This is a genomic window from Litchfieldia alkalitelluris, from assembly GCF_002019645.1.
GTDB classification, from domain to species: Bacteria; Bacillota; Bacilli; order Bacillales; family Bacillaceae_L; genus Litchfieldia; species Litchfieldia alkalitelluris.
In genome coordinates, this window is sequence record NZ_KV917374.1 from 3194264 (window position 1) to 3210116 (window position 15853).

Genomic DNA, 15853 nt, shown 5'->3' on the forward strand with positions numbered 1-15853 from the left:
ATTAATTCCTGCCTCAAACAATAATTTATTAAATGATAAAAGAATCCACTTAGTGAGAACGCTTACTGATAAGGGAATTATTACAATTCACAAGCAAAAGAGTGCTATTTTACAAAAAAGTGCAAATATAAAAATGCCTGTTGTCAAAAATAGATAGTTGCAGTAAAGGCTTACATTAAATAAGGTAAAAAACAGGATGAACATTTACTTATTAACATAGTAGGAGGGTAAAAATGGATGTAAATCATTTGAAAGATGAAAAGCGACAAATGGAAAGCTTAAATCGTGGATTAGTTGCAGTGAAAATAAATAATGGTGTTTATGTTGGTTGGAGACTATTAGGCACTGAGGTTGAGGAAATAGCATTTAACATCTACCGCGATGGTCAAAAGTTAAATATTGATCCTATCGTTTCTTCAACAAACTACATAGACACTGAAGGAACTTCAAGTTCTACCTATAATGTGCAAGCCATCATTAAAGGTCAGCAACAGGAGATTAGTGAACCCGCTACCGTTTGGGATACAAATTATTTATCAGTTCCATTAAATAAGCCGGAGGGTGGGGTTACACCGGATGGAGTTTCTTATACATATAGTGCAAATGATGCAAGTGTTGGTGATGTAGATGGAGATGGAGAGTATGAAATAATTCTTAAATGGGACCCTTCGAACGCAAAAGATAATGCACATAGTGGGTATACCGGAAATGTCTATCTTGATGCATATAAACTTAATGGAACGTTCCTTTGGAGGATTAATTTAGGTAAAAACATAAGAGCTGGAGCTCATTACACTCAGTTTATGGTATATGACCTAGATGGTGACGGGAGAGCAGAGATTGCGTGTAAAACGGCAGATGGAACAATTGATGGTAGGGGAAATGTCATCGGAAATGCAGATGCAGACTATCGTAATTCGGCTGGGTTTATTTTAGATGGCCCAGAATATTTTACAATATTTGATGGTGAAACAGGTGCTGAGCTTGTCACAACTGAATATGATCCACCAAGAGGTAATGGTTATGATTGGGGAGATAATGAGGGCAATCGGGTTGATCGTTTCTTAGCATGTGTAGCATATCTAGACGGAGTTCGTCCTAGTGTTGTCATGTGTCGAGGCTATTATACCAGAGCCGTACTTGCGGCATATAATTATCGCGATGGGGAACTATCAAAGGTATGGACATTTGATAGTTTAACACCTGGAAATGAAGGCTACTCAGGTCAAGGGAATCATAGTGTAAGCGTAGCTGATGTTGATGGCGATGGTAAAGATGAAATTATTTATGGCTCATGTGTAATTGACCATGATGGAACAGGGCTTTATACAACAGGATTAGGACATGGAGATGCCATGCATGTAAGTAATTTAAATCCAAACCGGCCTGGATTAGAAATCTTTCAAGTGCATGAAACTCCTCAAGAAAAAGCAACTGAAATACATGATGCAGCGACTGGTGAAATCTTATGGGGAATCCCATCAAGTGAGGATGTTGGGAGAGGAATGGCAGCAGATATTGACCCAAGATACCCTGGAGCTGAGCTATGGTCTTCCACTCATTGGAAAGATGGAGACGGCGGTTTATATACTTGTTCTGGAGAAAAAATAAATGAAGAAGCACCTCAATCATTTAACTTTGCAATCTGGTGGGATGGCGATTTACTTCGTGAGCTCCTTGACCATGATTTTGACCCTTCAAGCGGTATCGGTGTACCAAAAATTGATAAATGGGATTATGAAAATGGTAAGCTAGTGAATTTATTAACAGCTGAGGGAACTCGTTCTAATAACTTTACAAAAGGAAATCCATGTTTACAAGCTGATTTATTTGGTGATTGGAGGGAAGAGGTTATTTTTAGAACGAATGATAGTAGTGAACTTAGAATCTATACAACAACAGATTTAACTGAGCATCGAATCTATACGTTAATGCATGATCCTGTTTATCGACTAGGTATCGCATGGCAGAATACTGCATATAACCAGCCTCCACACACAGGTTTTTATTTAGGGCATGGAATGGAGAAACCACCTTTACCGAATATATATGAAGCAAAAAATCAAAACAAGTAGTTTGGTTATGACAACCAAATGTTAATAACGAAATTAATAGGAGTGGAGATATGGCGAAGAAACTATACCATGGAGTAGCTTATTATCCAGAACTATGGGATGAAGCAGTTATTGATCAGGATATTAAATTAATGAAAGAAACAGGCATAAATGTAGTCAGAATCGGTGAATTTGCCTGGGCTACAATGGAACCCGAAGAGGACAAAATTGATATAAGCTTTTTTGTGAATATGATTAATAAACTTTATGATAATGGAATAGAAACTGTAATGTGTACACCAACCCCAACTCCTCCAATATGGTTTTCACATGGTCACCCGGAAAGAATGTATGTTGACCAGGAAGGGAAGGTAATGGTGCATGGATCAAGACAGCATGCATGTACAAATAATGCCTATTTTAGAAAAAGAGCTGCTATTATCACTGAACATATTGCGACTGCCGTTGGTCCATTGGCAGGATTAATAGGTTGGCAGATTGATAATGAGTTCAAATGCCATGTTAGTGAATGTATGTGTGAGACATGTAAAGAGTTATGGCATGAATGGCTTGAAGAGAGATACGGGACAGTTGAAGCATTAAATGATGCGTGGGGAGCACAAATATGGAGTGAGCGATACAATCGTTTTGATCAAGTACCTCAGCCAGGACCAGCACCATTTCTACATAATTCATCCTTAAAAACGATGTACCAATTGTTTTCAATGGAAAAAATTGCTCAGTTCTCAGATGAACAGGCTAGCATTATTAGAAATTACTCAAATGCACCAATTACACACAATAGTAGTGTTATGTTCAGTGTAGATAATGAAAGATTATTTAAAAACCTTGATTTTGCATCATATGATACATATGCAACAATCGAGAACTATCCAGCGTATTTAATTAATTGCGATTTGTGGAGGAATTTTAAAAAGGGTCGAGACTTCTGGATTATGGAGACTAGTACATCGTATGCAGCTTCATTAGAAAGCCATGCCGCATCTCACCCGAATGGTTACTTAAAAGTTGAAGCACTTGCCGCATATGCATTGGGGGCTGAAAGCTTTTGCTATTGGCTATGGAGACAACAAAGGGCAGGATGTGAGCAACCTCATGGTTCCGTAATAAGTGCTTGGGGAAAACCAACAGTCGGGTACCAAAATGTGCTTGAAGTCGAAAAAATGAGAAAAGAAATTGAACCAATCATTATTTCTTCTACACCACAGCAAGCTGAGGTTGCGATCACTTACTCCGACCGTGCAAAGGCATTTTTGAGAACCGAGCCACATCGGAACCTAAACCATCGAAGTTTAGTAACTAATTTTTATGAAAGAATACTATCAATGGGAATTCATCGTGACTTACTACCAGAGGGCTCTTCCTTAGATGGGTATAAAGTATTATTAACACCATTTGTGCATTATTTATCTCCAGAGTTTACTGCCCGAGCAACAGAGTTTGTTCGTAATGGCGGGGTATGGATCGTTGGACCTCTTACTGGAGGGAGAACAGAAAATCATACGATTCATACAGATAAAGCATTAGGAGAACTAGAGACTATAGCCGGAGTAGAAGCATTGTTTACATATCCTATGGATAATACTGGTTCTATCGGGCGTGCTTTTGATATATCAGCAGACCTAGGAATGTGGAGTGTTGTATTTGAGTTCACTTCAGAATCAGCTATCGGGGTGATTGAACAAGGTTTATCTATAGGCAAATCTTTTATAACTGAAACTAACGTTGCAAAAGGGAAAATCGTTATGCTAGGATCAATGCCTATTGGTGAAGATGGCGATGCCTTATTAAAACGATTAGTGGATCATTATTCAAACGTTGCTGGTGTGAACCTACGAACTGATGTAACGAAAGGAACTATTGTTGCACCTAGACTAGATGATGATGGTAAAACAATATGGTTTGTTGTGAATATGGATGGAAATGGTGGAAAAGTAACATTACCTTATGATGCTATTGATCTTCAAACAGGAGAAAAAATTCATAAAGGAAAACTAGAACTAGGAAATTTCGATTCTAGGATTTTAAAATTTAATTAACTTATAGAATAGGAGTATGTATATGATTCGCAAAGCATCAGTTATGAAGGTTTTTGAAGGATATCATGAAGAATATAAGCGTCGTCATGATGAGTTGTGGCCAGAAATGGAGAAGGAACTAAAAAAGCATGGGGCTCATCATTATTCAATTTTTCTAGATGAGAATACGAACAGCTTATTTGCTTATGTGGAGATAGAAAGTGAAGAAAAATGGAGTAAAATGGCAGAAACGGAAATTTGTCAAAAATGGTGGCTATATATGAAAGATATCATGGAAACAAACCCTGACAATAGCCCTGTATCGACAGAATTAAAACAAGTTTTCTACTTAGATTAAGAATACAAAAGGTGACCGAGCTGAAAGTGTTGATAATACTTAGGCTCGTTTTTTTATTGCTATAATTTATGATAATCGCAAAAATCTACTACTTTCAGGACTCCATATGCAAAAATGTATTATTGAAGGAAAAACAAGCTACTTGTAAGGTAATAGTAACGAATGCGCTTTCACTTTAAGTTAAACGCATTTTGTTAAAAGACCAAAAAAGGAGGGCTTCACGTGGGGAAAGGCCAAAAATGGGCAAGTGAAATATCTGTTTATCAAGATCAAATTTCAGGATCCACAATTACAAAGTTTACAGATTACAAAGCACATAATTTCCACTTATATTTTACAAATAACGGTTGGTATGATAATCATAAAAAATTACTAATAGTGTCAGATCGAGGAAATGCGACTAATCTTTATAGTTTAGAGTTAGAAACAGGGGAGTTAACTCAGGTTACTGAATTGGTTTCATTGGATAAAGCTAATTTACAAGGAACCTATATTAATCCTGTTAAGAATGAAGCATATTTTACTCTAAATAAAAAAATTGTTGCTATTAATCTTGATACCTATGAAGAGAAAGTAATTTACACGATCGAAAATGGTTATAACTTTAGTAACATTAGCTGTTTAGCAGACGGTTCACATATTTGTTTTGGTCTTTCAGAGGACTTAACAAAATCAATTAATACAAACCTTTCTGGAGGATACGTTGGATTTGAAGAAACAGAAGCTGCAAGGCCACATTGTAAAATCTGTCTTCTTAATCTCGAAAACGGAGAGTTAAAAATGATACATGAAGAAAAACGTTGGATTGGTCATGTGAATGCATCGCCGACTCAGCCACATTTACTCACATTCTGCCATGAAGGTCCTTGGGAAAAGGTAGACCATAGAATTTGGGCAATGAACTTAAACACAGGTAAGTATTGGAAAATTCGTGAAGGAGAACCAAATCAATACGCGGGTCATGAATATTGGCATGCAGATGGTTTGAGAATTGGCTACCACGGATTCACAGAATCATTGGATCGTAAAGATGGTAAATTTCTAGGCTCCATTAAGTTTGACAATACGGAACGTGAAGAATTTGAATTCCCGTATCAAAATATGCATATACACTCTACTGATTCAAACTTAATAGTTGGAGATGGTCAACAAGCAAGTGCATATCCTGGTGAGCGTTATCAAGATTGTATATTCGTTTGGAAGAAGAATGAAGATAGAATGGATGGTCCGCGAATACTGTGCAAGCATAGAGGCAGTTTCCAAATCCAACAAGTTCATGTTCATCCTATGTTCAGTCCCGATGGTTCAAAAGTATTATTTACAAGTGATATGAGTGGTTATGGACATGTTTATATGGTAGATATACCTCCTTTTGAAAAACTTCCAGCAGTTGTTGATGGAAAGCTAGATAAATAGAAATTAATCTTACCAACAAGTTAAGTTGACTTATAATTTCAAATTGCAACCATAACCCAACAGTTAGACTTACCACCTAAAGGAGCATTCTTTCCTTAGGTGCAAAGCATTCTTTAGTAAGCGTTTTAGTTTAAAAAGATATTTGCTACTTGACCATAAGAAAGGATGGTAATAATGAAATTAACTTGGTTAAATAATGTACCAAAGTCTACGGCAGGGGTTACCTGGGGGATCCCATGGAAGCAGGGAGAATTAAAAAGACAAGACCATATTAGTTTGAAAGGATCTAGTGGGGAAACCACTCCAGTCCAAAGTTGGCCTATGGCCTTTTGGCCTGATGGAACTGTAAAATGGACTGGTCATGCTGCTATTATTGATCAACCTGATGAGTCATATGAGCTTACAGTAGATGATAAAGCAGCAGAATTCTCCCCATTGGTACAAAGAGAAACAAGTACTTCTATTGAAGTAGATACAGGGAAAGCACAATTTGTAATCAATAAAACTGGAAATCATTTTATTAAAGAAATTAGAAATGGATCAAAAACCATTGGGAAAAATGGTAAGCTTATAGCCATTCAGGAAGAAAGAAATTTAAACGGGAACACAAAAACAATAGTAGAAAAGTTATTAATTAGTAATATAAAAAATGTTCAAGTTGAACAAGAAGGACCATTAAGAAGTGTTATTAAAATTGAAGGAGAACACCTGGAAGATCAAGGAAATCGTTCATGGATTCCATTTGTACTAAGGTTGTACTTTTTTGCAAATAGCTTATCTGTAAAAATTGTCCATACTTTTCTCTATAACGGTAATCCAGAAAATGACTTTATTAAAGGACTAGGGATGCAGTTCACTGTTCCGTTAAATGGAGAAGCTTGGAATCGAAATGTTCGTTTCGTCGGGGATGAAGGAATATTCTCAGAACCAGCTCAGCTTTTGTTAACACGAAGACATCGTAATGTCGATGGATTATTTCAAAAACAAATTAATGGATCACCTATTAATGAAACAGATACGACTAACCCTACACAATTTGAACACGCAAGACAAAATGCCATCTGGAATGATTTCAAAATCACACAAGATTCCGCGGATCATTATCGGATAGTAAAACGTACTAAGGAAGGTTTTACTTGGATTGAATCTGCACATGGTACAAGATCGAAAGGCCTAGCTTACATAGGTGGGGAGGAAGGCGGATTAGGAGTAGGTGTTAAGAATTTTTGGCAAAAGTTCCCTTCAACCCTTGAAGTAAATGGTTTAAGCAACTCAGAAACAACATTAAAAGTATGGTTTTGGTCACCGGATTCAGAGGCAATGGATTTGAGACACTACAATTCAGAAACTCATGTTGTTAGTGCTTACGAAGGATTTGATGAAATGCGCTCTACTCCTCACGGAATTGCAAATACGAGCGAAATTTTTCTTAAGTGCTTTAGTGAGTCACCAACACATGAAGAACTGATAGATCAAATTACGGATTGGCAATCACCTACACTACTCGTTTGTGATCCACAATATTATTATGAAACCAAATCTCTAGGTGTTTGGAGTTTACCAGATCGAGAGAACCCAGTAAAAGCAAAACTAGAAGAAGAACTAGATAAGGCAATAGCTTTTTATAAACAGGAAATCGAACAACGAAAGTGGTATGGATTTTGGAATTATGGAGATGTCATGCATACATATGATCCTGTTCGACATCAGTGGAGATATGATTTGGGCGGATTCGCTTGGCAAAATACCGAACTAGTACCTAATATATGGTTTTGGTACGCCTTTTTACGCTCAGGAAGAGAAGATATTTTCATTATGGCAGAGGCGATGACGAGACATACAAGCGAGGTAGATGTATATCATTTAGGTGAATACGCTGGCCTAGGTTCTCGACATAATGTTGTGCATTGGGGGTGTGGCTGTAAAGAAGCTCGGATCAGTATGGCAGGTCTACATAAATTCTATTATTATTTAACAGCAGATGAAAGAACTGGAGATTTATTGACAGAGAGCCGTGATGCGGATCAAGCACTTTTAAATCTTGACCCGATGAGAGAATTTTATCCTGATGATGAGACATATTCAACTCATGCCCGTGTTGGCCCTGATTGGTCGGCATTTTGCTCAAATTGGTTATGCGAATGGGAAAGAACGGAAAATGTAAAGTACAAAGAAAAAATTCTTCATGGAATAAATACGTTAAAACAGCTTCCTTTTAGATTACTATCTGGGCCAAATATGGGCTATGATCCAAAAACAAGTTCACTTCACCATATGGGAGATGGAAACGGTGCCTATCATATGGTTATCGCTTTTGGTGGACCACAAGCATGGATGGAAATCGCTGGACTAATTAGTGATGAAGAATGGGTAGACATGTTAGCTGAATTTGGTGAATTTTACGTATTTAGTAATGAAGAGAAAAAGAACCGAAGCAATGGAGTACTCTATGATAAATTATTTAGTTTACCAATGCTTGCTTCTGGTATGGTAGCATACGCTGCAGCTAAGAAACACGATGAAAAATTAGCAAAAACAGCATGGAATTTGTTGCTACAAGAAAAAATTAGTGAAATGGTATTACCTATACAGGAAAATAAGGTTACTGTCTGGAAAGAGTTAAAAGAGATTCCGAGTATTACCACAAACACCACTTCCCAATGGTGTTTAAACACGATAGTAGCGTTAGAATTAATTGGTGATTACCTGACAGAAGAGGAAATCAAGGAAGTATTAGTCTAACAAGATAGTGCTAAAATTTGTCAAAACCCTTATCAGACAAGGGTTTTGACGATTACAAAAATTTATAATTGTAGGAAAAATGAAAGCGTTTTACATTAGATGTACAACATCACCAAGCGACAATTTAAAATGTAAATTCTGAATACTAGATTTCAAACTTAAGAATTAGATTGCTTATGAAGTCTAGTTCTAAAACGAAATCACGAGAATGTTTATTTTTAAATGAAGCCTGATGATGTGAGTTTAATCATTCATTAATATTTGTTGAGGGGGATTGTTTTTTTATGAAAGAGAAAAAGCTTTTTGGAAAGAAAGCAGGTCTTGCACTAGTTTCTAGTATGTTATTAGCTTCTATGGTAGCTTGTAGCGCAGAACCATCAAGTGAAAGTGATGGAAATGAAGCAAGTGGTGGAGATTTATCAACCATCAAGATCATGACTACCGCATATACTCCTGAGCCACCAACTGAAGAGAGCCCAGCTTTAAAAGCATTAGAAGAATTTGCTGGTGTAAACATCGATATGAACTGGGTATTAGATAGTGCATATTCAGAAAAGTTAAACATCACAATGGCATCAGGTGATCTTCCACATATCATGATGATTCCTGATAAGATTCCAAGCTTTGTAAGCGCCGTTAGAAATGGTGCATTTTGGGAATTGGGGCCATATTTAAAAGATTATCCGAACTTGAGTCAAGCAAATGAAGTTACACTACAGAACAGTTCCATTGATGGAAAAGTTTGGGGAGTTTACCGTGCACGTCCACTAGGAAGACTTGGAGTGACAGTTCGCGCTGACTGGTTAAGAAACTTAGGAATGGAAACTCCGAAAACAATTGATGAATTCTACGATGTATTGAATGCATTTACACATGATGATCCAGATGGAAATGGTAAAGATGATACTTATGGAATGGTCGTCTCGAAGTATGCTGGCCCATGGGATATTATGCAAATTTGGTTCGGCGCTCATAATAAATGGGGTGACGATGGAAGTGGAAATTTAGAACCTGACTTTATGACTGCAGAATATATGGAAGCATTAAAATTCTTTAAAAAGATTTATGATGAAGGTTTAGTTAATGAAGATTTTGCAGTAATGGATCCTGCTAAATGGGGAGACCCACTTATGAATGGTGAAGCTGGTGTTATTGTTGACGTGTTAGACCGTGGTCGTCGTGCTGACGCTGATATGGTTAAAGCAAATCCTGATTTAGAAAAACCGATCGATGTATTTGGTGCTATTGAAGGACCAAAAGGTATGGTTACATTACCAACAGCTGGTTATTCTGGTATGTTAGCGATTCCAAAACAAAGTGTTAAAACTGAAGAAGAATTAAAACAAGTACTAGCATTCCTTGACAAGATGGAAGAGCCTGAGGCACAAATCTTAGCATTTAATGGGATTGAAGGACGAAACTTCGAATTAGATGGTGAAACATTAGTATCGCTAGAAGCAGACAATGAAGCGCTTAAGAATGAACATACAGATTTAAATCAAATTTTACCAGGAATTACAGGTATTAGATACTATACGCCTGAAAAAACAGAAGTAGCAATTAAAGTAGATGAACTTATGAAAGAAAATGAAAAGTATGTCGTAGCTAACCCAGCAGCATCATTACTTTCAGAAGTCTATGCTACTAAAGGTCAACAATTAGATAATATCATTAACGATGCACGTATTAAGTTTATCGTTGGTCAAATCGACGAAGCTGGATTCCAAGACGCAATTGAAGTATGGAAGAAATCTGGTGGAGAAGATTATATTAAAGAAATTAATGAATTATACGCTGCACAACAATAATTTCATTACTTCTTAAACAGGTGGTGCTCTTTGCACTACCTGTTTTCAGAAATTAATCTTTCTAAAGAGAAAGAGAGGAATAGACATGGCAAGTGTTAATACTGAACGCTCAAAAATAAAAACATCTTCTAAAACCAAATTCAAAACCAACTTGACAAATTTCCAACGATTAAAACGTGATAAATGGCTTTATGTTCTTTTACTTCCAGGAGTACTATATTTCTTGATATTTAAATATGCACCAATGTGGGGTATTGTCATTGCATTTCAAAATTACTCTCCATTCCTTGGGATCGCTGGTAGTGAATGGGTAGGGTTTTCTCATTTTATTGACTTTTTCCAAAACCCGGACTTTTTTAGATTACTACGAAATACTGGGATATTAGCAATGTTAGATTTAATTTTCTTTTTTCCAGCACCAATCATACTTGCTCTTATGCTAAATGAATTAAGAATTAACATGTATAAGAGAACGGTCCAAACGATGATATATGTTCCACATTTTATGTCATGGGTTATTATCGCTAGTATTACATATATCTTCTTTACAACAAGTGGTGGCGCAATTAATGAACTCGTTTCCTACTTTACGGGAAAGGAAATTAACTTCCTTTCTGCTCCGGAATGGTTCCGTCCTCTAATTATGGGACAAATTATTTGGAAAGAAACTGGTTGGGGTACAGTAATCTTTTTAGCAGCACTAGCATCAGTTGATCAAGAACAATACGAAGCTGCGATTGTTGATGGTGCAGGTCGATTCAGAAGATTGTGGCATGTAACATTACCTGCTGTTAGAAGTACAATCATCGTACTATTAATCTTACGTTTAGGTAACTTCCTAGATACTGGCTTCCAACAAATATACTTAATGTCAAACTCTTTAAACCGTGATGTTGCTGATGTATTTGACACATATGTATATTTTGTAGGGATTCAGCAAGGTGCATTTAGTTATAGTACCGCAGTTGGATTATTTAAGTCGATTGTTGGAATTATATTAGTTTTAGGTGCGAACAAACTTGCTAAGAAGGTTGGTCAGGAAGGAATCTTCTAATCTACAAATTCTAAGGGTGGTGCATACGCATGGCAATGCTAAAAATGCATAATACTGGACCAGGTAAGGTATTCGATGTATTTAACTTTATAATATTAGGGATAATTGGAATCATTACGGTGCTACCATTTGTCTATATAATAGCTGGTTCCTTTGCTACGGAAGCTGAGTTAACAGCAAGAAGCTTCTTTATTTGGCCAGAAACGTTTACAACAACTTCATATGAATATATTTTTTCTACAGCAACATTTACACGTAGTTTGCTAGTTTCGATTGGTATAACACTTGTAGGTACAGTTATCTGTTTATTCTTTACTTTTTCAATGGCTTACCCGTTATCAAGAAAGAACCTATTAGGCCGTAATTTGATCATGAACTTAGTCGTTTTTTCAATGCTATTTAGTGGTGGTATGATCCCAACATATATGGTTGTGAAAAGTCTCGGATTATTAGATTCATATTGGGCATTAATTTTACCATTAGCGATAAACCCATTTAACTTAATTATCGTTAAAACATTCTTTCAGAATATCCCTTTAGAACTGGAAGAATCTGCAAAAATTGATGGTTGTACAGAAATTGGGATATTTTGGAGAATAATGCTTCCATTATCAAAACCAGTTCTTGCAACTTTCGCACTCTTTTACGCAGTTGCAATCTGGAATGACTTCTTTAGTGCTTTACTTTATATTAATGACAATACGAAATGGCCTGTTCAAGTTCTACTTCAACAGATCATCATTCTTTCTCAAGCGTCTCTAAGCGATGCTGCAACCAATGCATCCAACTATGTTGAGCCACCTGAACAATCGTTAAAACTGGCTGTAGTAGTTGTTGCAACTTTACCGATTCTTTGTGTATACCCATTTTTACAGAAACATTTTGCAAAAGGTATGCTATTAGGATCAGTAAAAGGGTAAACGGAAATATTATTTTCACAAGGGCCCCATAGCTAAAGTGATTGACACGATCACTTTAGTTATGGGGCCCTTTGATTTCGCTTCTTTAAATACTAATTTACAAATATTCCTTTTATTATTGTTAAAGAGTCTGCTATACTATAAAAGTAATAAAGAAGTAGAAAATTGTAAAAATATGAAATTCAACACTATTTTCCTTACATAGATTTTTTTATTTTAATAATTTTAATAGCGCTTTCAAAGTGGGTGGACAAACATGAAAACTATGCAGACTATTAAAAATAAAATTAATAAACTCTCGTGGAAAGGCAACTTTTTTAGAAAGAGCTTTATTCTAATTTTATTAATCGCAAGCATACCTGGATTAATTACAGGGATAGGCATTTATTGGTTTGCCGTTGGAAATGTCGAAAAAGAATTAATGGCGTTACACGATAACCAGATTGAAAGAAGAGCAAATAACATCAACGAGCAATTTAAATATTTGGAATATTCAACCTCCAGATGGGCATTTGATCCACGTTTTGGGACAGACTTGAGCAAAGTTGATTTTGTTACGGAATTTCGGGAGACATATGATATAACAAACCTATTACTTTTGTTTGAGGGAAGCCACTCCTTAATTAAGGATGTTGAGCTTTACGTGAATGCAGAAGATCCCATTTTATTTAATACCGAATATAATGTACTAAAAGAAGATACACAGGCAATATACGAAGAGTGGATAAGCACTGGTAATAATACGAATATTCATTGGGAGCATTATTCAATAAAAGAGGGGAAGGACTCCTCAACACTCGCTTTAGTCCATAATATTCCTGCAGCAAGTCAGAATCCTTTTGGTGCTATGATTGTTACAATTGACAAAGGGAAAATGTTGGAACTATTAAAAACGTTAACGCCCTATGATGAGGGAGCAACCTTTATCTTGGATGAAAATAATGAAATCATGTTGTCGTCAAATAGTAAAAATGATCCGTCCTTTATCAAAGCACTAAAAGCTGAAATGCTAAACTTGAATAAGAGCAAAGGATCTTATCAATTTGATTATAAGGGTAATATGTACTCAGTGTCATTTGGGCAGTTTACAAGGATTGATTCGAAATGGACATACCTTTCAGCAGCCCCTATGTCATCAATCACTGCACCGTTAGTGTTTGTTTCAAGATTAATATTAATCATTAGTTCTTCGGCCTTAATTCTAGCATTTTGCATGTCGTGGTTTGCTTCTTATAGAATTTATACACCTATTAAAAATTTAGTAAATAAATTTATCGAGGAAGATCTATCTAAACAAACAAAAATAAAGGATGAATTTAGTTTAATAGAAGAAAGATGGACGCAAATGTCTCAAAAGAGTCATCTACTTCAAAGCCAACTATCTGAGCATTTGTTAGAGATAAGGAGTAGTTTTATTGTACAACTGAATCAAGGGTTCTTGTATCACCATAGTGAAGAAGATTTAAGAAAGCGTATGGAAAGTTACGGTTGGAATCTAACTAATCAAAGTTTTGTTGCACTTGATATACAAATGACAGGAATGTACAGTGAAAATTTTGGATTTTCTAATAATGATGAAAGTTTAGTTTCTTTTGTTGCTAATAATATTATAGAAGAAATAGGAGATGAGTTCTTCGAACAATTTACTGTCATTAAGTTCCCAGATTTGTCAGTAGGAATCCTTGTGCTTTATCCAAAGAATGATAAAATTGATGAAAAGTTACACGAGTTTGCAAACAAAATCACAAAGACAATAAACCAAATACTTAAAATGCAAGTAACGATTACTATCAGTGAATCTACAGAGAATGTAAAAAGAATTTCTTATATTTTTGAACAAGTTATTACTGGGAAGCGTTTTAGAACCTTTGAAAATAGTAACCAAATCATTGATTTAAAATCCAAAGAGCATACCAAAAAGATTAATGAACTTCATTATCCGTTTTCAATTGAAAAAGAGGTTATCCAAGCAATAAGAATGGGACAAGTAGAAGAGGTCACAGAATTAGTTTCGGTATTCTTACAGGAACTAACTGAAGATGGGGTTAATGAAGTAAATATTAAACACGGGGTAGTTCAACTCTATAGCAGTATCCAACATGAGATTTTACATTCTGGGATTCATCCGCATGACTTGTTTGAAGGAAAAAACATGATAGATGAGTTATCACAAATTAGAGATATAGAAAGAATCAAAAATTGGTTTACCGATGCAGTAATTTACCCATATATTGAAAAGCTAGAAGGCAGATTAAATATAGAGTTAAAGAGAATCATTGAAAAAGTCGTAGAAAATATACAGCAAAATTATATGGAAGATATATCATTAGAACAATGTGCTGATGAAGCTGGGACAAACCCTTATACACTTAGCAAGGCATTTAAACAAATTGTGGGTATTAACTTTATTGATTACTTAACAGAATTAAGAATTGATAAAGCAAAGGAACTACTATTACAAACAGATTTGAAAATAAATGATGTAGCTGAACAAGTTGGATACAGGCATAGTTATTTTAATCGAATCTTTAAAAAACAAATGGGTGTGCCACCTAGCCAATATCGCAAATTAAATCAAGGGAATATACAGGCATAAAAAAAGATGGGTACTTGCTACCCATCTTTTTTCTATTAAAAGGGAAGATCAATCAGATTTTTTAATTTATCCTTAAAAACAAAAATGTGCTATTGATGGAAAAATGTATAAGGTTTATGGTTTAGGAAGAATTATTACAAAATCATTTAATGGGAGTGAGTTTTATGAAATTTAAAAACTTTACGAAGGGAAAATGCCTTTATCAGAACAATTTATCATCAAAACAGGATGTTACTGACTGGAATCTCGAAGGTCAAGCTAAGATCAGTTTTCAAGAAAATCGACTGCATCTAGAAAATGAATTAGATCCAGATGAGCATGGTGATAATGCACATTGGGTCTTTTGGTGTCCGGTAGATTTTCCTGATAAAATTATTGTAGAATGGGATTTTTACCCCATTAGGGAACCTGGATTATGTATGATATTTTTTGCTGCGACTGGTCAAAATGGGAAAGATTTATTTGATTCTTCCTTAGCAACCCGTACTGGTAAGTATCCAGAATATCATTCAGGTGACATTAACGCTTTACATCTTTCTTATTTTAGACATAAGCATGCAGATGAAAGAGCTTTTCGCACATGTAATTTGAGAAAAAGCCATGGATTTCATTTAGTTGCTGCAGGTGCAGATCCGCTGCCCCCCGTCGAGGATGCAATATCTCCTTATCATTTAAAGTTAGTAAAATACAAAGGAGTAATTCAATTCTCCATTAACGAATTAACAGTATTAGAGTGGGAGGATGATGGAGAGCAATTTGGTTCCGTTTTATCTGGTGGCAAGATTGGTTTGCGACAAATGGCTCCAATGAAGGCTGCTTACAAGAACTTAATTGTCCATGAAGCACAACTAGATGATTAAAAGACG

At 35.7% G+C, this 15853-nt stretch carries 10 protein-coding genes; all 10 read left to right on the forward strand.

Annotated elements, in window-relative coordinates; translation table 11 throughout:
* Positions 1-233 precede the first annotated feature (233 nt).
* Positions 234-2075, forward strand: coding sequence for a rhamnogalacturonan lyase (locus tag BK579_RS14865; RefSeq protein ID WP_078546754.1), 1842 nt, complete (start codon positions 234-236; stop codon positions 2073-2075).
* 50 nt (positions 2076-2125) lie between these two features.
* On the forward strand, positions 2126-4114 hold the full coding sequence (locus BK579_RS14870) for a beta-galactosidase (protein WP_078546756.1): 1989 nt from the start codon (positions 2126-2128) through the stop codon (positions 4112-4114).
* A 22-nt stretch (positions 4115-4136) separates the two neighbouring features.
* The gene (rhaM, locus tag BK579_RS14875; RefSeq protein WP_078546758.1) at positions 4137-4451 is read left to right on the forward strand and encodes an L-rhamnose mutarotase; all 315 of its coding nucleotides are present in this window, start codon (positions 4137-4139) and stop codon (positions 4449-4451) included.
* A gap of 222 nt (positions 4452-4673) precedes the next feature.
* A complete protein-coding gene (locus tag BK579_RS14880; RefSeq protein WP_078546760.1) occupies positions 4674-5867 on the forward strand; it encodes an oligogalacturonate lyase family protein in 1194 nt (397 codons plus the stop codon).
* A 171-nt stretch (positions 5868-6038) separates the two neighbouring features.
* Entirely contained in the window at positions 6039-8609 is a 2571-nt protein-coding gene (locus BK579_RS14885) for an exo-rhamnogalacturonan lyase family protein (RefSeq protein WP_078550610.1), read from the forward strand.
* A gap of 284 nt (positions 8610-8893) precedes the next feature.
* The gene (locus BK579_RS14890) at positions 8894-10417 is read left to right on the forward strand and encodes an extracellular solute-binding protein (protein ID WP_078546762.1); all 1524 of its coding nucleotides are present in this window, start codon (positions 8894-8896) and stop codon (positions 10415-10417) included.
* An 85-nt stretch (positions 10418-10502) separates the two neighbouring features.
* Complete coding sequence (locus BK579_RS14895; protein WP_078546764.1) at positions 10503-11471, forward strand: ABC transporter permease; 969 nt, start codon at positions 10503-10505, stop codon at positions 11469-11471.
* A 35-nt stretch (positions 11472-11506) separates the two neighbouring features.
* A complete protein-coding gene (locus BK579_RS14900; protein WP_078550612.1) occupies positions 11507-12391 on the forward strand; it encodes a carbohydrate ABC transporter permease in 885 nt (294 codons plus the stop codon).
* A gap of 256 nt (positions 12392-12647) precedes the next feature.
* Positions 12648-14987: a helix-turn-helix domain-containing protein gene (locus tag BK579_RS14905; protein ID WP_078546766.1), complete on the forward strand. Its 2340-nt coding sequence runs from the start codon at positions 12648-12650 to the stop codon at positions 14985-14987.
* A 164-nt stretch (positions 14988-15151) separates the two neighbouring features.
* Positions 15152-15847 carry a DUF1961 family protein gene (locus BK579_RS14910; protein WP_078546768.1) on the forward strand — a complete coding sequence of 232 codons (696 nt, stop codon included), beginning with the start codon at positions 15152-15154 and terminating at the stop codon, positions 15845-15847.
* Positions 15848-15853 lie beyond the last annotated feature (6 nt).

Excerpts from the sequence above, each read along its gene's own strand:
- BK579_RS14865 (WP_078546754.1), top strand. The coding sequence starts at position 234 with ATGGATGTAAATCATTTGAAAGATGAAAAGCGACAAATGGAAAGCTTA.
- BK579_RS14870 (WP_078546756.1), top strand. The coding sequence starts at position 2,126 with ATGGCGAAGAAACTATACCATGGAGTAGCTTATTATCCAGAACTATGG.
- rhaM (WP_078546758.1), top strand. The coding sequence starts at position 4,137 with ATGATTCGCAAAGCATCAGTTATGAAGGTTTTTGAAGGATATCATGAA.
- BK579_RS14890 (WP_078546762.1), top strand. The coding sequence starts at position 8,894 with ATGAAAGAGAAAAAGCTTTTTGGAAAGAAAGCAGGTCTTGCACTAGTT.
- BK579_RS14895 (WP_078546764.1), top strand. The coding sequence starts at position 10,503 with ATGGCAAGTGTTAATACTGAACGCTCAAAAATAAAAACATCTTCTAAA.
- BK579_RS14900 (WP_078550612.1), top strand. The coding sequence starts at position 11,507 with ATGCTAAAAATGCATAATACTGGACCAGGTAAGGTATTCGATGTATTT.
- BK579_RS14905 (WP_078546766.1), top strand. The coding sequence starts at position 12,648 with ATGAAAACTATGCAGACTATTAAAAATAAAATTAATAAACTCTCGTGG.
- BK579_RS14910 (WP_078546768.1), top strand. The coding sequence starts at position 15,152 with ATGAAATTTAAAAACTTTACGAAGGGAAAATGCCTTTATCAGAACAAT.